Below are 25,143 nucleotides of genomic sequence, written 5' to 3'. Positions count from 1 at the left end.
CTGGCGGCGGCGTTGCGGGCGGCGGCGGCCGCGGCGGCTGCCTCGGCGGCGGCGCGGCGGGCGGCCTCGGCCGCGGCGGCCTCCTCGGCGGCCTTCTGCCGTTCCCACTGCTGGTAGGCGTCCCGGGCGCCCTGCAGCTCGAGCAGCCGGATCTGGGCGGCCTGCAGCTGCTGGTCGTAGTCGGCCTTCTGCGCGGCGACCTGGTCGTAGGCGGTCTGCTGGGCGGCCAGCTGGGTGTCGGCGGCGGCCTTGGCGGCCTCGGCCTCGGCCTCGGCGGCGGCCATCTGGTCGCGGGCGGCACGGGCGCTGCTGTCGGCGTTGGCCTGCTGCACCTGGGCGACCTCGAGCTGGCCGAGGACGTCGAGCTGGTTGCTGGAGACGTAGTCGATCATGGCGGCGCGCTGCACCAGCTCGGCCGGGCCCGCCGAGTCGAGCAGGACCGCGGCCGTGGAGAACGTGCTGCCGTTCATGTAGCTGTCGCGGGAGAAGCCGGCGATGCGGGAGAGCGCGGCGTCGACGGCCTCGGTGGCGGCCTGCAGTTGCGCCGCGGTCCGCTCCGCCTCGGTCTGGGCCTGCAGGAGCGCCTCCTCGGCGGCGAGGTAGGCGGCGCCGGCGGCCTCGGCCTGGACGCCGACCCGCTCCAGCTCACCCTCGGCCGCGGCGACCAGCGCGGCGATCCGGCCGACCTCGGCGGCTGCGGCGTCCTGGGCCGAGCGCGCCTGCCCGAGGTCCCCGTCGGTGGGGTTGGGCGGCGGGGTCGGGGCCGCGCCGGCGGGGGCGGCGGTGCCCAGCAGGACGGCGGCGGCGACGGCTCCGGCAAGCAGGGCCCGCACCGCGGCGGCGCGCGTCCGCCGGGGGCGCGGAGAGTTCTCCGACCCACCGCGGCGAGGACGGCTGTGCAGCATGTCGCTCCCTGGGGAAGAGGGGTGCGTGGGCCGGCGCAGCGTCGCATCATCACCAGTCGTAACGAAGCCAACACGCGGCACAGTGGTCACACTGTGCTCATCGAGCGCCTGTTCCCCACCTGTCCCTCTTGTCTTCGTCACTCCCAGGAGTGACCTTGAGGGCTAGCGAGCGTCTTTCTGCCGATCCGGCCGCCCGAGTTCCGTGACGAGCTCGTCGAGCTCGGCCCCACCGGCCATGAGGCGGGTGATCTCCTCCAGGCTGACCTCGTCCTTCGCGAAGTCGCCGAGGCTGCGGCCGCGACCCAGCAGCAGGAACCGGTCCCCCACCGGGTGGGCGTGGTGCGGGTTGTGGGTGATGAAGACCACGCCGACCCCGCGGTCGCGCGCCTGGGCGATGTAGCGCAGGACGATCCCGGCCTGCTTCACACCGAGCGCCGACGTCGGCTCGTCCAGGATCAGCACCCGCGCCCCGAAGTGGACGGCGCGGGCGATCGCCACCGACTGCCGCTCGCCGCCGGACAGCGTGCCGACCGGCTGGTCGGGGTCGCGGATGTCGATGCCCATCGCGAGCAGCTCCCGGCGGGTGACCTCCTTGGCGCGGGCGGAGTCGAACCGGCGGAAGGGCCCGCGCCCCCGCGTCGGCTCCGCGCCGAGGAAGAAGTTCCGCCAGATCGCCATGAGCGGGATCATCGCGAGGTCCTGGTAGACGGTCGCGATGCCGGCGTCGAGGGCGTCGCGGGGCGCGCCGAACTCGACCGGGGCGCCGTCGAGCAGCACCTGCCCCCGGTCGGGCCGGTGCACGCCGGCCAGCACCTTGATGAGGGTCGACTTGCCCGCCCCGTTGTCGCCCAGCACGCAGGTGACCTCGCCGGCGCGCACCGTGGTGCTCACGCCGTCGAGGGCGATGACCGAGCCGAAGTCCTTGCCGACGTCCCGCAGCTCGAGCAGCGGCGCCTCCCCGGTCACCGTCGCGCCGCCTCGGCGTAGCGGCGGACCAGCCGGTTGGCCAGGACGGCGAGGAGCAGCATGGCCCCGAGGAAGAAGTAGAACCAGTCGGCGTCCCAGCGCAGGTAGACGATGCCGAGCTGGGTCATCCCGAAGATCAGCGCGCCCAGCGCGGCCCCGACCGCGGACCCGAAGCCGCCGGTGAGCAGGCAGCCGCCGATGACCGCGGCGACGATGTAGATCAGCTCCTGGCCGATGCCGGTGTTGGCCTGCACCGAGGTCAGCCGGACGGCGAGCGTGCTGCCGACGAACCACGCCGCGGCGGCCGTCGTCATGAACAGCGTGATCGTCGTCCGGCGGGCCGGGACGCCGACGTTGCGGGCGGCGACGTCGTCCCCGCCGGTGGCGAAGACCCAATTGCCGAAGCGGGTCCGCAGCAGCACCCAGGTGGCCAGCGCGGTGAACAGCAGCCACCAGAGGATGGCCACCCGGAACTCCACGCCGGCGACCTGCAGCCGGGAGGCGAACACCCACTCGGCGCTCGCGTAGCCGGGTGCCGAGCCGATGCCGGCGGCGCTGACCGTGCCGGTGAACAGCTTGGTCAGCCCCAGGTTCAGGCCCTGGAGCATCAGGAAGGTGCCCAGCGTGATGATGAAGCTGGGCAGGCCGGTGCGGGTGACCAGCCAGCCGTTGAGGAAGCCGATGGCCAGGGCGAGCACGAGGGCGACCGCGATGGCCACCCAGATGTTCTGCCCGAGCTCCGTGGCGACGATCCCGACCGTCAGGGCCGTCGTCCCGGTCATCACCCCGGCCGACAGGTCGAAGTGCCCGCCGATCATGAGCAGCGCCACGGCGACGGCCATGATGCCCAGCGTCGAGGCCGGGTCGAGCCAGTTGGCGATGCCGCTGGCCGACCGGAAGACCGGCGACTGCACCGCGAAGAAGGCGAAGACCACCACGGCGCCGATGAGGGCGCCGAGCTCCGGCTTGACCAGCAGCCTCCGGAGCGGGCCGACGGCGGCGACCCGCTCGTCGGCCCGCTGGGCGGCCTGCGCGGTGGCGCTCAGCGGGTGCCGGCCGAGGCGAGGTCGGCGATCTGGTCGACGTTCGCGGAGTCGACGATGCCCGGCCCGGTGAGGACCGGCTGGCCGCCGCCGACGGTGTTGAGGTTCTCGACGTACAGCTTGAGCATCACGACCGGCAGGTAGCCCTGCTCGAACTGCTGCTGGTCGACGGCGAAGGAGATGTCGCCGGCCTGGATGCCGCTGATGACGTCCTGGTTGAGGTCGAAGGTGGCGATCCGGGGCTCCACCCCGGCGTCCGAGGCGGCGGCGACCGCCACCGCGGCGACCGCCGAGTTCAGCGTGAGGACGCCGTCGATGCTCGGGTCGCTCTGCAGCTGCGAGGTGATCGTCGACTGCGCCGTCTGCAGGTCGTTGATGTCCACCTGCAGCGGGGTGAGCTGCTGGCCCAGGCCCTCGGCCGCCCCGGCGCAGCGCTGTTCGAGCCCGATGTTGCCCGCCTCGTGGATGACGCACAGGACGTTGCGCGCGCCGTCGGCGGCCAGCCGCTGACCCGCGCCCCGGCCGGCGATCGCCTCGTCCTGCCCCACGTGCCCGATCGCGCCGAACTCCGCCGCGCGCTCGCCCCCGGAGTTGATGGTCACCACGGGGATGCCCGCCTCGACCGCGGCGGCGATGGAGTCCTGCAGAGCGTCGGGGTTGGCCATCGAGACGACGAGGCCGTCGACGTCCTGGTTGACCGCGGCGTCGATGAGCTGGGACTGGCGCTGCGGGTCGCCGTCGCTCTGGTAGTCCACGGAGACGCCGAGGTCCTCGCCCGCGGCGTCGGCCCCGTTCTGGACGACGTCCCAGAAGGCGTCGCCGGCCGAGCCGTGGGTGACCACGGAGACGGTGAGGTCGCCGGCGCCCCCGCCACCCCCGGACGCGCCGCTGCCGCCGCCACCGCCGTTGCCGCTGCCGCCGTCGGTGGTGCAGGAGGCGAGCAGGAGCGGCGCGGCGACCGCGAGGCCCAGCAGTCGCGTGCGAGCAGCCATGGTCGGTCGTCCTCCGGGAGGCGTCGGGGTGTCCGACCCAGGATCATGCCCGCCCGGCACCGGGGCCGGGTGGGGAGGCCGCACCCCGGGCACCCGGTCGGGGGACCGGCGCGTCCTACGCTCGGAGGCGTGGACGTCTTCGCCTCCGGTCACGAACAGGTCGTCTTCTGCTCCGACCCGCCGTCCGGGCTCCGGGCGGTCATCGCGATCTACTCCACCGCCCTCGGGCCGGCGCTGGGCGGCACGCGGTTCTACCCGTACCCGAGCGAGGACGCCGCGGTCGCCGACGCGCTCGCCCTGTCCCGGGCCATGGCGTACAAGAACAGCCTGGCCGGCCTCGACCTCGGTGGCGGCAAGGGCGTCATCATCGGCGATCCGCACACCGACAAGACCGAGGCCCTGCTGCGCGCCTACGGCCGGTTCGTCGAGGCGCTGGGCGGCCGGTACCTGACCGCGTGCGACGTCGGCACGTACAACGCCGACCTCGACGTCGTGGCCCGGGAGACCCGCTTCGCGCACGGCCGGTCCGAGGCCAACGGCGGCTGCGGCGACTCCTCGGTCCTGACCGCCTACGGCGTCTTCCAGGGCATGCGGGCCGCCGCGCAGCACCGCTGGGGCAAGCCGTCGCTGGCCGGGCGCACCGTCGCCGTCGCCGGCGTCGGCAAGGTGGGCAGCTGGCTGGTGGACCGGCTGGTGGACGACGGCGCCGACGTGGTCGTCACCGACGTCGACACGGCCGCGGTCGACCGGGTGCTGGCCCGCCACCCCGGCGTGGACGCCGCCCCCGACACGGCCGCGCTGGTCCGCACCCCGTCCGACGTCTACGCGCCGTGCGCCCTGGGCGGCGCCCTCGACGACGAGACCGTCGCGGTGCTCGAGGCGGAGATCGTCTGCGGTGGGGCGAACAACCAGCTCGCCTCCGACGGCATCGCCGACCGGCTGATGGACCGCGGGATCCTCTACGCGCCCGACTACCTGGTCAACGCCGGCGGCGTGATCCAGGTCGAGGACGAGCGGCACGGCTTCTCCTATCCGCGGGCCGAGGCCAAGGCCGCCGGGATCTTCGACGTCGCGCTGCGGGTGTTCCGCACCGCCGAGGAGCAGGGCGTCTCCCCCGCCGTCGCCGCCGACCAGCTGGCCGAGCAGCGGATGGCCGACGTTGGCCGGCTCGCGCAGATCCGGCTGCCGCGCTGAGCCGCCGGGGGCCGTTCGTCTCTTGTCCCTGAGCCGGAGGCGCGCCGAGGCTGGACGCGGTCCCGCCGCAGGCGCGGGCCCGGCCCGGGACGCGCTGCTCGCGACGGCGCCCGGCGCCTCGACGCCCGGGCACCGTGCGGACGGGGCGGCGGACGGCTGAGGAGGTCGTCATGGGACAGGCACGCGAGGTCATGAACGGCATGACCGAGGCGATCGTGCGCGGGGACGACGAGGCGCTCCGCGCGCTGTACGCACCGGACGCGATCGCCGACCGGCCGGACGGACCCCGGCTCGAGGGTGCTCCGGCGATCGTCGAGTACCTGATGGGCTTCCGGCGCGGGTTCCCCGACCTGTCGTGGGAGAACGGCCGGCAGTACGAGAGCGGGGACACCGCGATCGACGAGGGCCACCTCGTCGGGACGCACACCGAGACGATCACCTCGCCCGAGGGCGAGCTCCCCGCCACGGGGAGGGCCATCCGCGTCCGCGAGTGCGACATCGTCACGGTGCGGGACGGCGCGGCGGTGGAGCACCGCTTCTACTACGACCAGCTGGACCTCCTGACCCAGCTCGGGCTCGCCGGGTCCGGCGCGGAGGCCGCTGCGGTGCCCGGGCCGCGGGCCGCCACCGACCAGGCTCCGGCCCGCTCGACCCGCTGACGTCCGGCGGCCGGCCGGGGGCGCTCCGGGTGCCCTCACGGGGGACAGCGGGGGGAGACCCGTGCCCGCCGTCCATCCGTGTCGTAAGCTCGGTCGAGACACAGTCACTCAGTCGGGGTCGCCACGCGGGCCGTCCAGCCCGGAGCTGGGCTCTCCGTACTCCGTAACGAGGGGGTCGAGCCGATGGGGCGCGGCCGAGCGAAGGCCAAGCAGACACGCGTGGCCCGTGAGCTCAAGTACAGCTCACCGAACACCGACCTCTCCGCACTGCAGCGGGAGCTGGCCGGTTCACCGTCGTCGTACAGCAGCGCCCCGTCCCGGGCGACTGACGACGAGGACGGCGACGAGTACACCGATCGATGGGCGGACGACGACGCGGACGACGACTGGGCGGCCAGCCGTTGACCCGCACCTAGACCGCGCAGTCTGACGCGCCGACACCGCGGCTCCCCCGGGGGCCGCGGTGTCGCCGCGCGCCGTCAACCCGCGCCGTCGCCTCCGCTGATCCTCAAGGGACCCGACGGCGCCTCCGTCGGTTGTCGTGACAACCGACACAGGTCTTCGTCAGCGGTAGGTGCCCACCAGCCGGGCGCCGCCGTCCCCGCTGCGCTCGCTCACCGTGCCCGCGACCCAGGCGGGCACGCCGCGGCCGGTGAGCGTCGCGACCACGCCGGCGGCCACGTCCGGAGCGACGGCGGCGACCATGCCGACGCCGCAGTTGAACGCGCGCTCGGACTCGGCCCGCGGCACCCCGTGCTCCTCGAGCAGGGAGACGGCGGCCGGCAGCGCCCAGGTGCCGCGGTCCAGCACCGCCTCCAGGTCGTCCGGGACCACGCGGGCGGTGTTGCCGGCCAGCCCGCCACCGGTGATGTGCGCGTAGGCGTGCACGCCCTCGACCCCGAACTCGGCGACCAGCGCCAGGCAGTCCAGTGCGTAGATGCGGGTCGGCTCCAGGAGCTCGTCCCCCAGGGGTCGGTCGAGCCCGGCCGGGGTGGCGGCGAGGTCCAGCCCGGCGGCGGAGACGACCCTGCGCACCAGGGAGTAGCCGTTGGAGTGGAAGCCGCTGGCGGCCATCGCCACCACGACGTCGCCGGTCCGCACCCGCTCGGGGCCCAGCACCGCATCGGCCTCGACGACGCCCACGGCGGTGGCCGCCAGGTCGTAGTCGTCGGGCGCCATGAGGTCCCCGTGCTCGGCGGTCTCGCCGCCCACCAGCGCGGCGCCGGCCTGCGCGCAGCCGGTGGCGATGCCGGTGACGATGGCGGCGATCCGCTCCGGGACGACCCGGCCGCAGGCCACGTAGTCCTGCAGGAACAGCGGCTCGGCGCCGCAGGCCACCAGGTCGTCGACGACCATCGCGACCAGGTCGATGCCCACCGTGTCGTGCCGGTCCAGCTGCCGCGCCAGGGCGATCTTGGTGCCGACGCCGTCGGTCGAGGACGCCAGCAGCGGCCGGCGGTACTTCGTGGGGTCGAGGGCGAACAGGCCGGCGAACCCGCCGAGGCCGCCCACCACCTCGGGGCGGCGGGTCTTCTCGACCGCCGTCCGCATCAGCGTGACGGCCCGCTCGCCGGCGTCGATGTCGACGCCGGACGCGGCGTAGGTGAACCGCGGGTCGGCCGCCCCGGAGCCGGTCACGGGCGGGTGAGGGCGTCGTCCGCACCGCCGGGCACGGTGGCGCTCCCGGCCTGCTCGCCGGTCCAGCCGGTGACCGCGCGGGCCCCGTCCACCCGCCGCTCGATGCCCTCGAGCACGTGCTTGCCCAGGACCTCGGTCTCGCCCAGCGAGATCGGGTACTGGCCGGTGAAGCAGGCGGTGCACAGCCGGTTGACCGGCTGCTCGGTGGCCGCGATCAGGCCCTGCTCGGAGACGTAGGCCAGCGAGTCGGCGTTGATCGAGGCGCGCACGCCGTCGACGTCCAGGCCGTTGGCGATCAGCTCGGCCCGGCTGGCGAAGTCGATGCCGTAGAAGCACGGCCACTTCACCGGCGGCGAGGAGATCCGCACGTGGACCTCGACCGCGCCCGACTCGCGGAGCATGCGGATCAGTGCCCGCTGGGTGTTGCCGCGCACGATGGAGTCGTCGACGACGACCAGCCGCTTGCCGCGGATCACGTCGCGCAGCGGGTTCAGCTTGAGCCGGATGCCGAGCTGGCGGATCGTCTGCGACGGCTGGATGAACGTGCGCCCGACGTAGGAGTTCTTGACCAGGCCCAGCCCGTAGGGGATGCCCGAGGCCTCGGCGTAGCCGACCGCGGCCGGCGTGCCCGACTCCGGGACGGGGATCACCAGATCGGCGTCGGCCGGGTGCTCCCGGGCCAGCCGGCGGCCGATCTCCACGCGGGCGGCGTGCACCCCGCGGCCGCCGATCGTGGTGTCGGGGCGGGCCAGGTAGACGTACTCGAACACGCAGCCCTTCGGCTCGGCCGCGGCGAAGTGCTGGCTGCGCAGCCCGTTCTCGTCGATCGCGATGAGCTCGCCCGGCTCGACCTCGCGGACGACCGAGGCGCCCACGATGTCCAGGGCGGCGGTCTCGCTGGCGACCACCCAGCCCCGCTCCAGCCGGCCCAGCACCAGCGGGCGCACGCCCTGCGGGTCGCGGGCGGCGTAGAGCGTGCTCTCGTCCATGAAGGTGAAACTGAAGGCGCCGCGCAGCTGCGGCAGCACCTCCATCGCGGCCGCCTCGACCGACAGGTCCGGCTGGGCCGCGATGAGCGACGTGACGAGGTCGGAGTCGGTGGTCGCGGTGAACACCCCGCTGACGCCGGCGTCGGCGGCCTTGACCGCGAGCTCGGCGGTGTTCACCAGGTTGCCGTTGTGGCACAGCGCCAGGCCGGTGCCGGCCTCCGTCGTCCGGAACGTCGGCTGGGCGTTCTCCCAGGTGGAGGCGCCGGTGGTGGAGTACCGGGTGTGGCCGACCGCGAGGTGGCCGCGCAGGCTGCTCAGCGTCGCCTCGTCGAAGACCTGGCTGACCAGCCCGAGGTCCTTGTAGACGACCACGGAGGCCCCGTCGGACACCGCGATCCCGGCCGCCTCCTGACCGCGGTGCTGCAGGGCGTACAGGCCGAAGTAGGCGAGTTTCGCGACCTCCTCCCCCGGCGCCCAGACCCCGAAGACGCCGCAGGCGTCCTGGGGACCGGGGAACTGGGGGTCGAGGTCGTGCGTCAGCCGTCCATCACCGCGAGGCACCGTTCGACTCTACCGGCCGGAGCTGCCGCGACCCGGCCGGGCGAGGGGGATCACACCGCCCCGCCCGGCCGACCCTCAGTGGACGTTGCGCAACTCCGCGGCGACGGTCGTGTCGTCGCCGTGGCCGGTCCGGACCACCGTCTCCCCGTGCAGCGTGAGCAACCGCGACCGGATCGAGTTCAGGATCGTCGGCTTGTCGCTGTAGGAGCGGCCGGTGGCGCCGGGCCCGCCGCAGAACAGCGTGTCGCCGGTGAACACCGTGCCCAGGTCCGGCGCGTGCAGGCAGGTGCTGCCCGGCGAGTGCCCGGGGGTGTGCAGCGCCGTCAGCGTCGCGCCCGCGACCCGGAAGCGGGTGCCCTCGGTGAGCTCCTCGTCGGGGGCGGCGACCACTCCGGCCCGCCCGCCATCCCCGTACACCACGTCCCACAGCATCCGGTCGGCCGGGTGGAACCAGATCGGCGCCCCGGTGGCCGCCCGCAGGTCGACCGCGGCGGTGATGTGGTCGTTGTGCCCGTGGGTGAGCACGATCGCCGTCACCGTGCGGCCGCCGACCGCCTCGAGGATCGGTGCGGCGTCGTGGGGGGCGTCGATGACCAGCACCTCGCGGTCGTCGCCGACCAGCCAGACGTTGTTGTCGACGTCGAAGTCCTGCCCGTCGAGGCTGAAGACCCCGGAGACGACGGTCTTGTCGATCCGCGCGGCCATCAGAAGACGACCACCGAACGCAGCACCTCGCCGTGGTGCATCTTCTCGAACGCCTGCTCGACGTCGTCGATGCCGATGGTCTCGGACACGAAGGCGTCGAGGTCGAAGCGGCCCTGCAGGTACAGGTCGACCAGCATCGGGAAGTCGCGGCTGGGCAGGCAGTCGCCGTACCAGGAGGACTTGACCGCGCCGCCCCGGCCGAAGACCTCGATCAGCGGCAGGGTGATCGTCATGTCCGGGGTCGGGACGCCGACCAGCACCACCCGGCCGGCCAGGTCGCGGGCGTAGAACGCCTGCTCGAACACCGCCGGGTGGCCGACCGCGTCGATCGCGACGTCCACCCCGAAGCCCCCGGTGTGGCCCTTGATCGCCTCGACCGCGTCGGTCTCCTTGCTGTTGACCGTGTGGGTGGCGCCCATCTTCCGGGCCCACTCCAGCTTCCGGTCGTCGATGTCCACGGCGACGATCGTGGTCGCGCCGGCCAGCTTCGCCCCGGCGATCGCCGCGTCGCCCACCCCGCCGCAGCCGAAGACCGCCACGGACTCCCCGCGCTTCACCGCGCCGGTGTTGATCGCCGCGCCGACGCCGGCCATGACCCCGCAGCCCAGCAGCCCGGCGGCGGTGGCCGGGGCGGCCGGGTCGACCTTGGTGCACTGGCCGGAGTGGACCAGCGTCTTCTCCACGAACGCGCCGATGCCCAGCGCCGGGGACAGCTCGGTGCCGTCGGCCAGGGTCATCTTCTGCGTCGCGTTGTGCGTGTTGAAGCAGTACTGCAGCTCACCCTTGAGACAGGCGCGGCACTGGCCGCACACCGCCCGCCAGTTGAGGATCACGAAGTCGCCGACGGCCACGTTCGTGACGCCCTCGCCGACCGCCGACACCACACCGGCGGCCTCGTGGCCGAGCAGGAACGGGAACTCGTCGTTGATCCCGCCCTCCCGGTAGTGCAGGTCGGTGTGGCAGACCCCGCACGCCTGGACGTCGACGACCGCCTCACCCGGCCCCGGATCCGGGACGAGGATCGTCTCGACGGTGACCGGAGCACCCTTGCTGCGGGCGACGACGCCCTTCACCTCGTAGGCCATGCGGGGAGCCTAGAAGGACCGTGCGGGCTCGCACCCCCCGCCTGCCCCCGGCGGGCCCGACGGGCCGCGGTCGTTGAGTTCACAACGAAACGGTCTCGGTCGCCGCGCGGCGCGTTCGACCGGCACGTACCGTTCCCGCGGGCGCGTGACCCTGCGCACCTCCCTGCCCGGAGTGCCGGGCACTCCTCGACCGGAGGTCCGTCCGTGGCAGTACCCAGCTTCCTGGCCCGCGAGCGCATCGTCGCCCGGCCAGGGTTCAACCGGTGGCTGATCCCGCCGGCCGCCCTGGCGGTGCACCTGTGCATCGGCCAGGCGTACGCCACCAGCGTCTACAAGACCGCCCTCGTCGAGGACTTCGGCACGAGCCAGACGGCGATCGGCATCGTCTTCTCGATCGCCATCGTCATGCTCGGCCTGTCCGCGGCCCTCTTCGGCACGTGGGTGGACCGCAACGGACCGCGCGCGGCGATGTTCGTGTCCGCCTGCTTCTGGGTCACCGGCTTCGTGGTGGGCGGGCTCGGCATCGAGACCCGCCAGCTGTGGCTGCTCTACCTGGGCTACGGCGTCATCGGCGGCATCGGCCTGGGCATCGGCTACATCTCGCCGGTCTCCACGCTGATCAAGTGGTTCCCGGACCGTCCCGGCCTGGCCACCGGCATGGCGATCATGGGCTTCGGCGGCGGCGCGCTCATCGCCTCGCCGCTGTCCCGGCAGCTGATGAGCTGGTACGACCCCGCCTACGACCCGGGCACCGCCGGCTCGGTGCCCAACGGCGGCGCCGTCGCGGCGCTGTTCTTCACCTTCGCCGCCGTCTACCTGGTCTTCATGATGTTCGGCGCCTTCATCGTCCGCGTGCCGGCCGAGGGCTGGCAGCCCGCGGGCTTCGACCCGTCGTCGGTCAAGCAGAAGGCGCTGGTCACCACCGAGAGCGTGTCGGCGAACAACGCGGTCAAGACGCCGCAGTTCTGGCTGCTCTGGGTCGTGCTGTTCTGCAACGTCACCGCGGGGATCGGCATCCTCGAGCAGGCCAGCCCGATGATCCAGGACTTCTTCCGCACCGGGGACGCCTCGACCGTCGCCGCGACCGCGGCCGCCGGCTTCGTCGGCGTCCTGTCGCTGTTCAACATGGCCGGTCGGTTCGTGTGGTCCTCGACGTCGGACTTCATCGGCCGCAAGCCGATCTACATGGTCTACCTGGGCGTCGGCCTGGTCCTGTACGTGCTGCTGGCCACCGTCGGCAGCAGCGCCACCTGGCTGTTCGTCCTGCTGGCCGCGGTGATCATCTCCTTCTACGGCGGCGGGTTCGCGACCGTTCCGGCCTACCTGCGCGACCTGTTCGGCACCTACCAGGTGGGCGCGATCCACGGCCGGCTCCTGACCGCGTGGTCGGCCGCGGGCGTCGCCGGGCCGCTGATCGTCAACAGCGTGCTCGACACCCAGGGCGAGCCCGGCTCGCTGGTCGCGGCCAACTACCGCCCGGCGCTGTTCATCATGGTCGGCCTGCTCGCGATCGGGTTCGTCGCCAACCTGCTCGTCCGCCCGGTGGCCAGCAAGTGGCACGAACCGCACCGGGACGCCACCCCCTCGACCCGTGAACGGAGCGCCGCCCGATGAGCACGCCGGTGTCCCAGCAGTCCGCCGACGGTCAGCGTCCCGTGCACACTCCGGCCGCCCTGATCGCCTTCGCCTGGACGCTGGTCGGCGTCCCCCTGGCGTACGGGCTCTACCAGACGGTGAAGACCGCGCTCACCCTCTTCACCGGCTGAGCCCGGGGTCGCCCCGCCCGCGGCGAGGACGCGCCCGCTCGCCGGGCGCGTCCCCGCCGCGGCACGTCAGACCCGGCCCACGGCGTCCTCCGCCCGGCGCACGACGTGGTCCACCAGGCGGCGGCGGGCAGCCGGGCCGGCGAAGGCCAGGAACAGGAAGCAGTCGGTCACCTCGAGCTCCAGCAGCACCGGACCGTCGGAACCCGGGATGACGTCGACGCGGGCGTAGGACAGCCGCTCCCCGCCGCCGGGTACGGCGTCCAGCGCGGCGTCGGCCACGGCACGCTGACCGGCCGTCGGTGCCACGGGCCGGACGGTGCCCAGGACGTCGGCGACGACGACCGGACCCCGCACCCCGCCCGCGCGGAGCAACGGCTCACGGCGCACGGCGTGCGAGTACTCCCCACCGAGGAAGACCAGGCTCGTCTCCCCCTCCCTGTCGATCCCGCCGAGGTACGGCTGGGCCATCGCCGTCCGGCCGCCTGCGTGCAGGTCGGCCACCAGGGCCAGGGCACCCGGGTCCCGCGCGCCGCCGAATCGACCGGTGTCGGCGGCGCTGCCACTGACCGCGGGCTTGACGACGAGGTCGCCGTCCCAGCCGGTCGGGACGCTCAGCGGCGCGCCGGGGGCCACGAACACCGTGGGCACCGTCGGCACGCCGGCCCGCTGCAGGTCCTCGAGGTGGTGCTTGTCGGTGTTCCAGGCGAGGACGTCGCTCGGGTTGGCGGTCCATCGACACCGGTCGGCCCAGGCGAGGAAGGCGTTCCGCCGCAGCGGGTAGTCCCACGTGCTGCGGACCAGCACCCCGTCGAGCGCGCTCCAGTCGACGGCGGGGTCGTCCCAGACCCCGACCACGGCCTCGACGCCGGCCGACGCCAGGTCGGCCAGCAGCAGCGGCCCGTCCTCGTCCAGCCGGGGCGCGGTGGCGCAGGTGGCCACGCCGATCCTCGTGCGACTGCCGTCCGACCGGGACACGTTCCCCCTCCTGCCGCGTCGAGCGCACGACTCCTCGTCCCCGGTCCTGGAACGGTGTCCGACCGGTCCGCGCGAGGCTAGGACAGGGGTACGACAGGACCCGGTCAGGATCGGCGCAGCGGCGGCAGCGGGAGATGCGGCGAGAGGTCGGCGCGGTTGCCGCTGGCGGTGAGCGCGCCGGCGGCCGCGGCCTCGTCCCAGGTGGTGGTGCCGGTCGCCAGCCGCAGCCAGGTGGCCGCGTCGGTCTCGATGACGTTCGGCGGCGTGCCCCGGGTGTGGCGGGGACCCGGCACGCACTGGACGGCGACGTGCGGGGGCACCCGCAGCTCGACCGAGCGGCCAGGCACCTGCTGGGCCAGCCAGCGCGCCGACGTCTTCACCGCCGCGCCGACCACCGACCGCGGCGGCCGCTCGGCCTCCCCGGCCAGCCAGGAGAGCACCGGCTCGACCGCCGCGCGCAGCTCCTCGGCCGGGATGGGCGCGGGCATCAGCTGGTCGGGACGGTCCCCGCCGGAACGGCGCCCACGGTGGCCTCGGGTGTGCCGAACAGCGCCGGCAGGGTGGCGCTCCACGCGGCCCGCAGCTCGGCCAGCGGCAGCTCGGCCACGCCGTCGACGGTCAGCGCGTCGCCGCCCGTCGTCCCGAGCTCGGTGACGGCGACGCCGGCCCACTCGGCCGTCGCCCGCACCGCCTCGGGGTCCGCGGTGGCGACGACGACGCGGGCGGTGGACTCGCTGAACAGCGCGGTGAACGGGTCGTCCCCGAGCGCGAGGCGGGCGCCCACGCCGCAGCGCAGCGCCGACTCGGCCAGCGCCTGGGCGAGGCCGCCGTCGGCGAGGTCGTGCGCGGAGCTGACCAGCCCCTCGCGGCCGAGCGCGGCGAGCAGCTCACCCAGCGACCGCTCGGCCTCGAGGTGCACCGCGGGCGGGCGGCCGCCGAGGTGGCCGTGCACGACCGACGCCCAGGCCGAGCCGCCGAACTCCGGCCGCGTCTCGCCGAGCAGCAGGACCGTCTCCCCCTCGGCGCGCCAGCCGGTCGGCACCCGCTTCCGGACGTCCTCGTGCACGCCGAGCACGCCGATCACCGGCGTCGGGTGGATCGCGACGTCCCCGGTCTGGTTGTAGAGGCTCACGTTGCCGCCGGTGACCGGAAGGCCCAGGTCGCGGCAGGCGTCGGCCAGGCCGCGGACCGCCTCGGCGAACTGCCACATCACCTCGGGCTCCTCCGGGGAGCCGAAGTTCAGGCAGTTGGTCACCGCCAGCGGGCGGGCGCCGGAGACGGCGACGTTGCGGTAGGCCTCGGCCAGGTTCAGCTGCGCGCCGGCGTAGGGGTCCAGCCGGGCGTAGCGGCCGTTGCCGTCCAGCGCCAGCGCGATGCCGCGGTGGGTCTGCTCGTCGATGCGCAGCACCCCGGCGTCGTCGGGCTGGGCGAGCACGGTGTTGCCGCGGACGTAGCGGTCGTACTGCTCGGTGACCCAGGTCTTGTCCGCGCCGTCGGGGCTGGCGACGACCGCCAGCCAGTGCGCGGTCAGCTCCTCCGGCGTCCGCGGGCGGGTCAGCCCGGCCGGGTCGTCGGCCTGCAGGGCGTCGAGGTCGGCCGGGCGCTGCACGGGCCGCTCGTAGACCGGGCCCTCGTGCGCGACCGTGCGCGGCGGGACGTCGACGATCCGCTCGCCGTGCCAGTCGACGGTGAGCCGGTCGCCGTCGGTGACCTCACCGATGACGGTGGCCAGCACGTCCCACTTGCGGCAGACGGCGAGGAAGGCGTCGACCCTGTCCGGCTCGACGATCGCGCACATGCGCTCCTGCGACTCGCTCATCAGGATCTCGGCCGGCGTCAGGGTGCTGTCGCGCAGCGGAACGGTGTCGAGGTCGACGTGCATGCCGCCGGTGCCGGCGCTGGCCAGCTCGGAGGTCGCGCAGGACAGGCCCGCGCCGCCGAGGTCCTGGATCCCGGTCACGAGGTCCTGCGCGAAGATCTCCAGGCAGGCCTCGATGAGCAGCTTCTCGGTGAACGGGTCGCCCACCTGCACGCTCGGGCGCTTGGCCGGCCCCTCGGCGTCGAAGGTCTCGCTCGCCAGGACGCTGACGCCGCCGATGCCGTCGCCGCCGGTGCGCGCGCCGAAGAGGACGACCTTGTTGCCGACGCCCTCGGCCTTGGCCAGCCGGACGTCCTCGTGCCGCATCACGCCCACGCACAGGGCGTTGACCAGCGGGTTGCCGGTGTAGCAGTCGTCGAAGAGGAGCTCGCCGCCGATGTTGGGCAGGCCGAGGCAGTTGCCGTAGCCGCCGACACCGGCGACCACGCCCGGGAGCACCCGGGCGGTGTCGGGGGCGTCGGCCGGGCCGAAGCGGAGGGAGTCCATGACGGCGACCGGCCGGGCGCCCATGGTGAGGATGTCGCGGACGATGCCGCCGACCCCGGTCGCCGCGCCCTGGTAGGGCTCGACGTAGCTCGGGTGGTTGTGCGACTCCACCTTGAAGGTGACCGCGTAGCCGTCGCCGACGTCGACGACGCCGGCGTTCTCACCGATGCCGACCAGCAGCGCCTCGCTGTGTGGCAGGTCGCCGAAGCGGCGCAGGTGCACCTTGCTCGACTTGTAGGAGCAGTGCTCGCTCCACATCACCGAGTACATGGCCAGCTCGGCGGTGGTGGGGCGGCGGCCGAGGATGCCGAGGATCCGCTCGTACTCGTCGGGCTTCAGGCCCAGCTCGCGGTACGGCTGCTCCAGGTGCGGCGTGCGCGCGGCCAGCTCGACCGTGTCGAGCTGGTGCTGCAGGGGGCCCGGCCCGGTGTCGAGGTCGGAGAGGCCGGCGCTCACGCGGACACCAGCGCCGTGAGCACGGAGGTGAAGAAGCCGAGCCCGTCGGTCGACGGGCCGGTGAGGTCCTCGACCGCGTGCTCGGGGTGCGGCATGAGCCCCACGACGCGGCCGTTCTCGCTGGTCACACCGGCGATGTCGTTCGAGCTGCCGTTGGGGTTGCCGTCGAGGTAGCGGACGGCGACCCGGCCCTCGCCCTCCAGTCGCTCGAGGTCGGCCGGCGCGGCGACGTAGCGGCCCTCGCCGTTCTTCACCGGGACGACGATCCGCTGGCCGGTCGCGTAGGACGACGTCCACGCGGTGTCGGCGCGCTCGATGCGCAGCGCCTGGTCGCGGTTGCGGAAGTGCAGGTGGCTGTTGCGGGTCAGCGCGCCGGGCAGCAGGCCGGCCTCGCAGAGCACCTGGAAGCCGTTGCAGATGCCGAGGACGGGCATGCCCTGCCGCGCCCGGTCGACGACGTCGGCCATCATCGGCGCCCGCGCGGCGATCGCCCCGGCCCGCAGGTAGTCGCCGTAGGAGAAGCCACCGGGCAGGACGACGGCCTCGACGCCCTCCAGGTCGTGCGACGCGTGCCAGAGCGGAACGGGCTCGGCACCGGCCAGCCGCACCGCGCGCGCGGCGTCGACGTCGTCCAGGGAGCCCGGGAAGGTGATGACACCGATGCGCACGATCAGTCCTTGGGGAGGTGGAGCTCGACGTCCTCGATGACCGGGTTGGCCAGCAGCGTCTCGGCGATCTGCGCCAGCTCCGCCTCGTCCGGCGTGCCGTCGACCTCGAGCACGAAGTGCTTGCCCTGGCGGACGCTGCGGACGCTGTCGTGGCCGAGCCGGCCCAGCGCTCCCAGCACCGCCTGACCCTGGGGGTCGGAGATCTCCGGCTTCAGGACCACGTCCACGACCACCCTCGGCACGGTTCCCGAGCGTACCGGGGGCGCGCGACCTCCCCGCCGGGGCGCTGGTGATGCTGGTCTCGCCCGACCCCGCCGAGATCGCCGATCTCGGCGCTACTGGGGCCGCATCCGTGCGACATCGCCGATCTCGTCAGCGGAGGGCGCGGCGGATCTCGGCGACGACCTCGTCCGGCCGCCCCAGGACGTCGGCGGAGGTGAAGCGCAGCACCGTCCACCCTGCCGCGACCAGCCGGTTCTGGCGGCGCAGGTCGTTGACGAACACGTCGCGCTCGCGGTGGACGTCACCGTCGAACTCCACGAGGACGCGGTGCTCCGGCCAGGCCAGGTCCGCCCGGCCGAGGACCCTCCCGGTGGCGTCCCGCACCACGTACTGGAGCTCCGGCGTCGGCAGTCCGGCGTCGTGGAGCAGCCACCGCAGGACGGACTCCATCGGCGACTCGGCGCGGGGATCGCCCACCGGGAGGACGTCGCGGGCGCGGGCGACACCTCGCCCGGTCGGACGACGGGACAGCTGTCGGGCCAGGTCGCTCCGCGCGCACCACCCGGCGAGCACCTGGTCGGTGACCGCGAGCAGCGCCGGGCGCTGGAGGACCGCGGCCAGGTCTCGCCAGGTGCGTGCCGGGGTCGTGACCGGGAACGAGGACCGTCGGGTGACCTCGTGCTCGGCGAGGGGGACCCGGTGGGCCTGCCGGTCCCTGCGGCTCTCCGCCCGCGAACCGCTCGGCACGATGAGGTGCACGCGGTGGTCCGTCCGGTCGCCCAGGGGGATCTGCACACCCCACAACTCGGCCGCGGTCCCGTGACTGAGGACGGCCCCCGGCGGCGCGGTGAGCAGCACGGCAGCCAGTCGAGCGCTCGTCTCGCCCACCTGTGCACGCGGGAGGTACGTGTCCCGCGACAGCCGTGTCACCGCCGGGTGCCGTAGTTGCCGGTCGGTGATCCCCGCTTCCCGGGCCATCGCCCGCGTGGCAGGTCCGGGAAGGCGGGAGTCCGGGCGTCGTCGGGGCACCGCGGCAGCCTGCCGCGACTGCGCCCGTGCGCGTCGGCGTCGTCCACAGCCCCTGGGTCGTCCACAGCCCCTGGCGAGATCGGCGATCTCGCACGCGTGGCGGCCCCCATCCGTGCGAGATCGGCGATCTCGGCGGACCCGGGCCCGCTACAGCAGCGCCCAGACGGCGTCGGGGGTCTCCCAGTGCGCGTTGTGCCCCGCGCCCTCCAGCAGCACCGCGTCCGGGTCGACGCGGCGCATCGCGTCCGGCCCCGCCATCGGGTCGCCCGCGCCGGCCGCCAGCCGCAGCGGCGCCACCGCCCGCGACAGCACCTCCTCGACCGACGGCCCGACGGCGCCGAACGCCCGCGGGTCGAGGGCGGGGGTGAACCCGCCGTCCACCTCCCGGACCCCGGCCAGTGCGACCGGGTCGTCGGGCGCCACCAGCCCGGTCAGCCCGGCCAGCCGCAGGTGCCGGTCCGCGGCCTCGGCGGCGGTCGGGAACAGCTGCCGCGGGCGGACGGCGAGCGCGCGGGCCCGGGCCACCTCGTCGTCCGTCCAGTCGATCTTGACGCCGACCGCGACCACCCGCTCGACCTCGACGCCGTACCACCCGCCGGCGAGCACCGCGCCGACCACGCCGCCGAAGGAGTGCCCGAGCACGGTCACCCGCGCGGCGCCCGCCTCCGCGGCCAGCAGCGCCACGTCGGCCGCGTGCACGGCGTAGCCGTAGGGCGGCTCCGCGACGGAGGCCCCGTGCCCGCGCAGGTCCGGGACCGCCCACGAGCCCGGCCACGAGGCCTCGACCAGCGGCAGCAGGCGGTTCCACACCGCGCCGGTGGCGCCCAGGCCGTGCAGCAGGAGGAGCAGCGAGTCCCCGGACCCGCCGGAGCGGAAGGCCAGGCCCGCGCGCGTCGTCGGCACGTCAGCGGAAGGTAGTGCCCGTCAGCCGCTCGTAGGCGGTGACGTACCGCTCCCGGGTCGCCTCGACCACGTCGGCGGGCAGCTCCGGCGGGGACGACACGCGGTCCCAGCCGGAGGCGGTCAGCCAGTCGCGGACGTACTGCTTGTCGAACGACGGCTGCGCCGCGCCCGGCGACCACAGGGTGGCCGGCCAGAACCGGGACGAGTCGGGGGTCAGCACCTCGTCGCCGAGGGTCAGCCGGCCGTCGGCGTCCAGGCCGAACTCGAACTTGGTGTCGGCCAGGACGATGTCGGCGTCCAGGGCGATCTCGGCGCCCCGGCGGTACAGCGCCAGGGTGAGCTCCCGCAGCTCGGCGGCCCGCTCGGGGCCCACGGCGACCTCGACCGCGGCGAAGTCGATCGCCTCGTCGTGCTCGCCCAGCTCGGCCTTGGTGGACGGCGTGAACACCGGCTCGGGCAGCTGCGAGCCCTCGACCAGCCCGGCGGGCAGGAGGACGTCGCGGATCGACCCGGTGCGCTGGTACTCGACGGTGCCCGAGCCGGACAGGTAGCCCCGGGCCACGCACTCGACCGGCAGCATCGACAGCCGGCGGACCAGCATCGCCCGCCCGGCGACCTCCGGCGGCACGTCGTCGGCCGAGACCAGGTGGTGGGCCGCGCCGAACGACGACAGCACCGGCGTCAGCTGGTCGAACCACCACACCGACAGCGCGGTGAGGATGCGGCCCTTGTCGGGGATCGGGGTCGGCAGCACGGCGTCGTAGGCGGAGATGCGGTCCGACGCCACCAGCAGCAGGCGGTCGTCGCCGGCGTCGTAGACCTCGCGCACCTTGCCCCGGGCGACGAGGGGGAGCTCGACGCTCACGTCAGGGCCGCCAGCCGCTCGAACAGCGGGTCCAGCTGCGCGACGTACCGCTCGGGCCGGCAGATCTCGTCCAGCCGCGCCTCGTCGAGGACGACGCCGGCGGACGCCGCCCGCTCCCGCAGCGTCGCGCGGAACGGCGTCCCGGTGTTCCACGTCTCCATCGCCGCGGCCTGCACCAGCGCGTAGGCGTCCTCGCGCGACAGGCCGCGCTCCACCACCTCGAGCAGCACCGACGACGTGTAGATGAGCCCGCCGGTGGACTCCAGGTTGGCCCGCATCCGGTCGGCGTCCACCACCAGGTTCTCCACCAGGCCGGTGGTCAGGTGCAGCAGGTAGTCGGTGGTGATCGCCGCGTCGGGGAGGAACACCCGCTCGGTGGAGGAGTGCGAGATGTCCCGCTCGTGCCACAGCGGGATGCCCTCCATCACCGGGACGACGGCGGCGCGCACGACGCGGGCGAGGCCGGCGATGCGCTCGGAGCGGATCGGGTTCTTCTTGTGCGGCATGGCGCTCGAGCCCTTCTGGCCCGAGCCGAAGGCCTCCGACAGCTCGCGCACCTCGGTCCGCTGGCCGTGCCGGACCTCCAGGGCGACCGTCTCGCAGACCGTGGCGATGATGGCCAGCGCCGACACCCACTCGCTGATCGAGTCGCGCAGCACGACCTGCGTCGAGGCGTCGGCCGGCCGCAGCCCCAGGGCCTCGGCCACGGAGACCTCCACCGAGGGGTCGATGAGGGAGTACGTGCCGACGGCGCCGGAGATGGCGACGACGCCGACCCGCTCGCGGGCGGCCCGCAGCCGGTCGCGGGAGCGCGCCGCGGCGAAGGCGATGTCGGCGACCCGGTGCCCCCACACGTCGGGCTCGGCGTGCACGCCGTGGGTGCGGCCGACCCGGATCGTGTGCCGGTGCGCCAGCCCGTGGTCGCGGAGCACGGCCACCAGCCGGTCCAGCCGCGCCAGCAGCAGGTCGGTCGCCTCGGTCAGCTGCACCGCCAGCGCCGTGTCCAGCAGGTCCGACGACGTCATGCCGTGGTGCACGTAGGCCGCCGCCGACCGCGGCTCGGTGTTGTCCGCCCACGCGGTGAGGAAGGCGATGACGTCGTGCTGCGTCGTCTCCTCGATCTCGGCGACCCGCTCGGGCGTCGGCGGCGGCGCGGCGCGCACCGGCGCGACGACGTCGGCCGGGACCCGCCCGGCGGCCGCGTGCGCCTCCAGCACCAGGGCCTCGACCCGGCACCACAGCTCGTACTTGTGCCGGTCACTCCAGACCCGTCCCATCTCGGGGAGGGTGTAGCGCTCGATCATGCGGGTACCGCCCGCCACCGGTCAGCTCGTCGCAGCACGGGGACAGTCTCCCGCAGGGCTACCGTGATCATGACGGCCCCTACTGCCCGGCGGAGGTAGCGATGCTGCAGCGGGCGACGTCCCTGGTGACACGGGCGCGCGAGCGCATCCGGGCGGCCGCCGAGCAGGACCCCTACCGCTGGCCGGAGCGGGACGACGACCGCGCGATCCTCGTGCACGACGACGTCCCTCCCGACGCCGACGCCGCGCCCGACACCCCGGCCGACACCCCGGCCGACGAGGCGGGCGACCGGCCGCCGCTGGGCAGCCCAGAGCCCGGCGCGCCGGACCTCGACGGCCCGATCGGCCCCGGCGGGGTCAGCGGGCCGCCGGCCGGCGGGCGCCCGCACCGCAACGGCGAGCACGCCCGCCGGCTGACCGGCGCCGACCGCCGGACCCCCGACGACACCGCCGTGCCCCCGGCGCTGCGGATCGCGGCCGCCTGGTCGTGGCGGCTGATCGCCGTGCTGGCCGGCGTCTACGTGCTGCTGTACGCGGCCGCCTACGTCGCCGTCGTCGTCGTCCCGGTGTTCGTGGCCCTGCTGCTGTCGGCCCTGCTGCAGCCCGGCGCCGCGGCGCTGGCGCGGCACGGCTGGCCGCGGTCCCTAGCGGCGCTGGCCATGCTCGTCGTCGGCCTCGGCGTGGTCGCCGGGATCATCACGCTGGTCGTCGAGCGCTTCACCGCCGGCTTCTCCGACCTCGCCGACCAGGTCAACCAGGGCCTCACCCAGATCCGCGACTTCGTCGTCGACACCTTCCCGGTGTCGCAGCGGCAGATCGACGAGGCACTGACCGCCGCCCAGGACGCGCTGGTCGCCAACCAGGACACCCTCACCTCCGGCGCGCTCACCACCGCCGCCACCGTCGGCGAGGTCGTCACCGGCATCGTCCTGGCGCTGTTCACGCTGTTCTTCTTCCTCAAGGACGGCCGGTCCATCTGGCTGTGGCTGGTCGGGCTGTGGCCCGCCCCCGCGCGGGCCTACATCGACGAGGCCGCCCGCCGCTCCTGGCGCACGCTCATCTCCTACGTCCGCGCCACCGTCGCCGTCGCCCTCGTGGACGCGGTCGGCATCGGCATCGGGCTGGCGATCCTGCAGGTGCCGCTGGTCATCCCGCTGGCCGCCCTCGTCTTCCTGGGCGCGTTCATCCCGATCATCGGGTCGTTCCTCGCCGGGTCGGTGGCGGTGCTGGTGGCGCTGGTGGCCAACGGCCCGATCACCGCGCTGATCGCGCTGGCCGTCGTCGTCCTGGTGATGCAGCTCGAGGGGCACGTCCTGCAGCCGCTGCTGCTGGGCCGGGCGGTGCGGGTGCACCCGCTGGCCGTCGTCCTGGCGATCGCCGCCGGGCTGCTCATCGCCGGCATCTTCGGCGCGCTCATCGCCGTGCCGATCGTGGCCTGCGCCAACGTGGCCGGGACCTACCTCGCCCGGCGGCACGACGGGCCGCGGCCGCCCGAGCCGCGCCCCGAGCGGGCGCGGCCGGCCGTCACGGCAGACTGATCCGTCCCTCGACGGCGGCCAGCGCGATGTCGGTGCGCCAGTGCGCGTCGGCCAGCCGGACGCCGGCGACCCGCTCGTAGGCCCGCTGCCGGGCCGCGGCCAGGTCGGCGCCGACCGCGGTGACCGCCAGCACCCGCCCGCCGGCGGACCGGACCGTCCCGTCCGCGTCCAGCGCCGTCCCGGCGTGCAGCACGCCCTCGCCGTCCGCGCCGGCGACCGGGTCTCCGGTGCGTGGCCGCTCGGGGTAGCCGGCCGCGGCGACCACGACGGTGACCGCGGCGCCGGGGCGCCAGCGCAGCGGCGGGTGGTCGGCGAGGGTGCCGGTGGCCGCGGCGTGCAGCAGCCCGGCCAGCGGGGTCTCCAGCAGGGGCAGCACGACCTGGGTCTCCGGATCGCCGAAGCGGGCGTTGAACTCCACCACCCGCACCCCGCGCGAGGTCAGCGCCAGGCCCGCGTAGAGCAGACCGGCGAACGGCTCGCCGCGGCGGCGCAGCTCGTCGACGGTGGGCTGCAGCACCGTGGCCAGCACCTCGTTGACCAGACCCGGCGGCGCCCACGGCAGCGGCGCGTAGGCGCCCATCCCGCCGGTGTTGGGGCCGGCGTCCCCGTCGTCGCGGCGCTTGGCGTCCTGCGCGGGCACCAGCGGCAGCACCGTCGTCCCGTCGGTGACGGCGAACAGCGAGACCTCGGGGCCGTCGAGGTACTCCTCGACCAGCACCGCTCCCCCGGCCGCCAGCACCCGCTGCCCGTGGGCCAGGGCGACCGCGCGGTCCGGGGTGACGACGACGCCCTTGCCGGCCGCCAGCCCGTCGTCCTTGACGACGAACGGTCCCCCGCCCACCGAACCCGCCTCGTCCAGCGCCGTCTCCAGCTCGGCCGGCCCGCCGACCGGCCAGGCGCGCGCGGTCGGCACCCCGGCGGCGGACATGACGTGCTTGGCGAAGGACTTGCTGCCCTCGAGCTGGGCGGCCTGCGCCGAGGGGCCGAAGCAGGCGATCCCCGCCTCGCGGACCGCGTCGGCCGCGCCGGCGACCAGCGGCACCTCCGGTCCGACGACCACCAGGTCGGCGCGCCACACCGTGGCCAGCGCGGCGACCGCGACCGGGTCGGCGACGTCGACCGCCGCGGCCTCGGCGACCGCGCGGGTGCCGGCGTTGCCGGGGGCACAGGCCAGGGCGGTCACCGCCGGGTCGTCGCGCAGAGCGACGCACAGGGCGTGCTCCCGGGCTCCGGAGCCGATCACCAGCACGCGCACGGACGGCGACCCTACCGTCGGCCGCGGTCAGCGCAGGCGGTGGGACTGCGTCCGGTAGCTGCGGTGCAGGGCCCGGACGCGGGCGTGCTCGGCGGCCCGCGCGCGGGCGTCGGAGCGCAGCGCCTGCCGCCGCGCCTCGGCCTGCAGCTTGCGCCAGGCGGCGTAGCGGGCCGGGTCCAGGGAGCCGTCCTCGAGCGCGGCCGCGATCGCGCAGCCGGGCTCCGACCGGTGCCGGCAGTCGCGGAACCGGCAGCCGGCCGCGAGGTCGGTGACGTCGGCGTAGGCGGTGTCGATGCCCTCGTCGTCGACCACCCCCAGCTCGCGCATGCCGGGGGTGTCGACCAGCAGGCCGCCGTCGGGGAGCACGTGCAGCTCCCGGGCGGTCGTGGTGTGCCGGCCGCGGCCGTCGCTCTCCCGGACCTCGCTGGTGGCCACCGCCGGCCGACCGAGCAGCGCGTTGGCCAGGCTGGACTTGCCGACGCCGGACGGGCCGACCATGGCCGCCGTGCGGCCCGGGCCGATCCGCGCGGCGACCTCGGCCACGCCGTCCCCCGACAGCGAGCTGACCGGCAGGACGTCGACGCCCAGGGCGGACTCCGCCACCTCGGCCACGGCCGCCGGGACGTCGTCGCAGAGGTCGGCCTTGGTGAGCACCACGACCGGCGTCGCCCCGCTGCCCCAGGCGACCGCCAGGTACCGCTCCACCCGCCGCAGCCGCTGCGGGCCGGCGAGGCTGTCGACGACGAGCACCACGTCGAGGTTCGCGGCCACCGCCTGCTCCGCCGAGGTCCGGCCGGCCGCCACGCGGGTGAAGGCGCTGCGGCGGGGCAGCACCGCCACCGCGAGCTCGCCGCGCAGGGCCACCCAGTCGCCGACCGCGGGGGCGCCGTCCCCGAGCAGCGCCGCACCGGGGTGCGCCCGGAGCTCGCCGTCGGCGGTGAGCACGGTCAGTCGGCCGCGGTCGACCCGCGCCACCCGCCCCGCCGCGGTGCCCTCCGGGAGCTCCGCGGCGCGCTCCGGCGTCCATCCGAGGAGTGAGAGATCGGTCACGGCGGCATGG

Annotated in this window: 25 protein-coding genes; 6 read left to right on the top strand and 19 right to left on the bottom strand. The window is 74.8% G+C overall.

Features of this window, described 5'->3' with window-relative positions:
• From PGN05_RS21750 to PGN05_RS21735, 4 genes are all read right to left on the bottom strand, one after another.
• A partial coding sequence (locus PGN05_RS21750; RefSeq protein ID WP_419754659.1) for a coiled-coil domain-containing protein occupies nt 1-833 on the bottom strand: 833 nt, incomplete at its 3' end.
• Nucleotides 834-1,067: 234 nt separating this feature from the next.
• Complete coding sequence (locus PGN05_RS21745) at nt 1,068-1,871, bottom strand: ATP-binding cassette domain-containing protein (protein WP_419754658.1); 804 nt, start codon at nt 1,869-1,871, stop codon at nt 1,068-1,070.
• Nucleotides 1,868-2,809, bottom strand: coding sequence for an ABC transporter permease (locus tag PGN05_RS21740; protein WP_419754657.1), 942 nt, complete (start codon nt 2,807-2,809; stop codon nt 1,868-1,870). Before PGN05_RS21740 ends, PGN05_RS21745 begins: the two co-directional genes overlap by 4 nt.
• 104 nt (nt 2,810-2,913) lie before the next feature.
• Entirely contained in the window at nt 2,914-3,906 is a 993-nt protein-coding gene (locus tag PGN05_RS21735) for a sugar ABC transporter substrate-binding protein (protein ID WP_419754656.1), read from the bottom strand.
• Nucleotides 3,907-4,035: 129 nt separating this feature from the next.
• Here PGN05_RS21735 and PGN05_RS21730 point away from each other — a divergent pair, with 129 nt between their 5' ends.
• The 3 genes from PGN05_RS21730 (at nt 4,036) to PGN05_RS21720 (ending at nt 6,164) form a co-directional block, all read left to right on the top strand.
• Nucleotides 4,036-5,100, top strand: a complete 1,065-nt coding sequence (locus tag PGN05_RS21730; RefSeq protein ID WP_419754655.1) for a Glu/Leu/Phe/Val family dehydrogenase — start codon at nt 4,036-4,038, stop codon at nt 5,098-5,100.
• Between the two features lie 170 nt (nt 5,101-5,270).
• Nucleotides 5,271-5,759 (top strand): ester cyclase, encoded by a 489-nt coding sequence (locus tag PGN05_RS21725; RefSeq protein WP_419754654.1) that lies wholly within the window; start codon nt 5,271-5,273, stop codon nt 5,757-5,759.
• A gap of 219 nt (nt 5,760-5,978) precedes the next feature.
• Nucleotides 5,979-6,164, top strand: a complete 186-nt coding sequence (locus PGN05_RS21720; RefSeq protein WP_419754653.1) for a DUF3073 family protein — start codon at nt 5,979-5,981, stop codon at nt 6,162-6,164.
• Between the two features lie 159 nt (nt 6,165-6,323).
• On the opposite strand, the gene purM is transcribed toward PGN05_RS21720, so the two are convergent.
• From purM to PGN05_RS21700, 4 genes are all read right to left on the bottom strand, one after another.
• Nucleotides 6,324-7,397, bottom strand: coding sequence for a phosphoribosylformylglycinamidine cyclo-ligase (gene purM / locus PGN05_RS21715; protein ID WP_419754652.1), 1,074 nt, complete (start codon nt 7,395-7,397; stop codon nt 6,324-6,326).
• On the bottom strand, nt 7,394-8,947 hold the full coding sequence (purF, locus tag PGN05_RS21710) for an amidophosphoribosyltransferase (protein WP_419754651.1): 1,554 nt from the start codon (nt 8,945-8,947) through the stop codon (nt 7,394-7,396). The genes purM and purF overlap by 4 nt, the downstream gene beginning before the upstream one ends.
• Before the next feature lie 75 nt (nt 8,948-9,022).
• Nucleotides 9,023-9,652: an MBL fold metallo-hydrolase gene (locus tag PGN05_RS21705; protein ID WP_419754650.1), complete on the bottom strand. Its 630-nt coding sequence runs from the start codon at nt 9,650-9,652 to the stop codon at nt 9,023-9,025.
• Nucleotides 9,652-10,737 (bottom strand): S-(hydroxymethyl)mycothiol dehydrogenase, encoded by a 1,086-nt coding sequence (locus PGN05_RS21700; protein ID WP_419754649.1) that lies wholly within the window; start codon nt 10,735-10,737, stop codon nt 9,652-9,654. The genes PGN05_RS21705 and PGN05_RS21700 overlap by 1 nt, the downstream gene beginning before the upstream one ends.
• A 204-nt stretch (nt 10,738-10,941) precedes the next feature.
• Between PGN05_RS21700 and PGN05_RS21695 the strand changes: the two genes are divergently transcribed.
• The gene (locus PGN05_RS21695) at nt 10,942-12,351 is read left to right on the top strand and encodes an OFA family MFS transporter (RefSeq protein ID WP_419754648.1); all 1,410 of its coding nucleotides are present in this window, start codon (nt 10,942-10,944) and stop codon (nt 12,349-12,351) included.
• Complete coding sequence (locus PGN05_RS21690; RefSeq protein WP_419754647.1) at nt 12,348-12,503, top strand: MFS transporter small subunit; 156 nt, start codon at nt 12,348-12,350, stop codon at nt 12,501-12,503. Before PGN05_RS21695 ends, PGN05_RS21690 begins: the two co-directional genes overlap by 4 nt.
• A gap of 66 nt (nt 12,504-12,569) precedes the next feature.
• Here PGN05_RS21690 and PGN05_RS21685 read toward each other — a convergent pair whose 3' ends face one another.
• From PGN05_RS21685 to purB, 9 genes are all read right to left on the bottom strand, one after another.
• Nucleotides 12,570-13,442 carry an ATP-grasp domain-containing protein gene (locus tag PGN05_RS21685; protein WP_419754646.1) on the bottom strand — a complete coding sequence of 291 codons (873 nt, stop codon included), beginning with the start codon at nt 13,440-13,442 and terminating at the stop codon, nt 12,570-12,572.
• Nucleotides 13,443-13,582: 140 nt separating this feature from the next.
• Nucleotides 13,583-13,966: a sterol carrier family protein gene (locus tag PGN05_RS21680; RefSeq protein WP_419754645.1), complete on the bottom strand. Its 384-nt coding sequence runs from the start codon at nt 13,964-13,966 to the stop codon at nt 13,583-13,585.
• Nucleotides 13,966-16,299 (bottom strand): phosphoribosylformylglycinamidine synthase subunit PurL, encoded by a 2,334-nt coding sequence (purL, locus tag PGN05_RS21675; RefSeq protein ID WP_419754644.1) that lies wholly within the window; start codon nt 16,297-16,299, stop codon nt 13,966-13,968. The genes PGN05_RS21680 and purL overlap by 1 nt, the downstream gene beginning before the upstream one ends.
• Nucleotides 16,296-16,973 (bottom strand): phosphoribosylformylglycinamidine synthase subunit PurQ, encoded by a 678-nt coding sequence (gene purQ, locus PGN05_RS21670; RefSeq protein WP_419754660.1) that lies wholly within the window; start codon nt 16,971-16,973, stop codon nt 16,296-16,298. Before purQ ends, purL begins: the two co-directional genes overlap by 4 nt.
• Nucleotides 16,970-17,209, bottom strand: a complete 240-nt coding sequence (gene purS / locus PGN05_RS21665; protein WP_419754643.1) for a phosphoribosylformylglycinamidine synthase subunit PurS — start codon at nt 17,207-17,209, stop codon at nt 16,970-16,972. The genes purQ and purS overlap by 4 nt, the downstream gene beginning before the upstream one ends.
• Before the next feature lie 130 nt (nt 17,210-17,339).
• Nucleotides 17,340-18,047: a DUF559 domain-containing protein gene (locus tag PGN05_RS21660; RefSeq protein ID WP_419754642.1), complete on the bottom strand. Its 708-nt coding sequence runs from the start codon at nt 18,045-18,047 to the stop codon at nt 17,340-17,342.
• A gap of 318 nt (nt 18,048-18,365) precedes the next feature.
• Nucleotides 18,366-19,121, bottom strand: a complete 756-nt coding sequence (locus tag PGN05_RS21655; RefSeq protein ID WP_419754641.1) for an alpha/beta fold hydrolase — start codon at nt 19,119-19,121, stop codon at nt 18,366-18,368.
• A 1-nt stretch (nt 19,122) separates the two neighbouring features.
• A complete protein-coding gene (locus PGN05_RS21650) occupies nt 19,123-19,986 on the bottom strand; it encodes a phosphoribosylaminoimidazolesuccinocarboxamide synthase (protein ID WP_419754640.1) in 864 nt (287 codons plus the stop codon).
• A complete protein-coding gene (gene purB, locus PGN05_RS21645; protein WP_419754639.1) occupies nt 19,983-21,290 on the bottom strand; it encodes an adenylosuccinate lyase in 1,308 nt (435 codons plus the stop codon). The genes PGN05_RS21650 and purB overlap by 4 nt, the downstream gene beginning before the upstream one ends.
• Before the next feature lie 101 nt (nt 21,291-21,391).
• Between purB and PGN05_RS21640 the strand changes: the two genes are divergently transcribed.
• Nucleotides 21,392-22,828, top strand: coding sequence for an AI-2E family transporter (locus tag PGN05_RS21640; protein WP_419754638.1), 1,437 nt, complete (start codon nt 21,392-21,394; stop codon nt 22,826-22,828).
• Here the strand turns inward: PGN05_RS21640 and purD are convergent.
• Complete coding sequence (gene purD, locus PGN05_RS21635) at nt 22,815-24,083, bottom strand: phosphoribosylamine--glycine ligase (RefSeq protein WP_419754637.1); 1,269 nt, start codon at nt 24,081-24,083, stop codon at nt 22,815-22,817. The two genes, PGN05_RS21640 and purD, sit on opposite strands and share 14 nt — an antisense overlap.
• Nucleotides 24,084-24,110: 27 nt before the next feature.
• Nucleotides 24,111-25,133, bottom strand: a complete 1,023-nt coding sequence (gene rsgA, locus PGN05_RS21630) for a ribosome small subunit-dependent GTPase A (protein ID WP_419754636.1) — start codon at nt 25,131-25,133, stop codon at nt 24,111-24,113.
• Nucleotides 25,134-25,143: the final 10 nt, after the last annotated feature.

Origin of the sequence: Geodermatophilus sp. CPCC 206100, from assembly GCF_048569675.1 — a bacterium.
In the GTDB taxonomy this organism is placed as follows: domain Bacteria; phylum Actinomycetota; class Actinomycetes; order Mycobacteriales; family Geodermatophilaceae; genus Geodermatophilus.
This window is presented reverse-complemented; position numbering and strand designations above follow the sequence as displayed.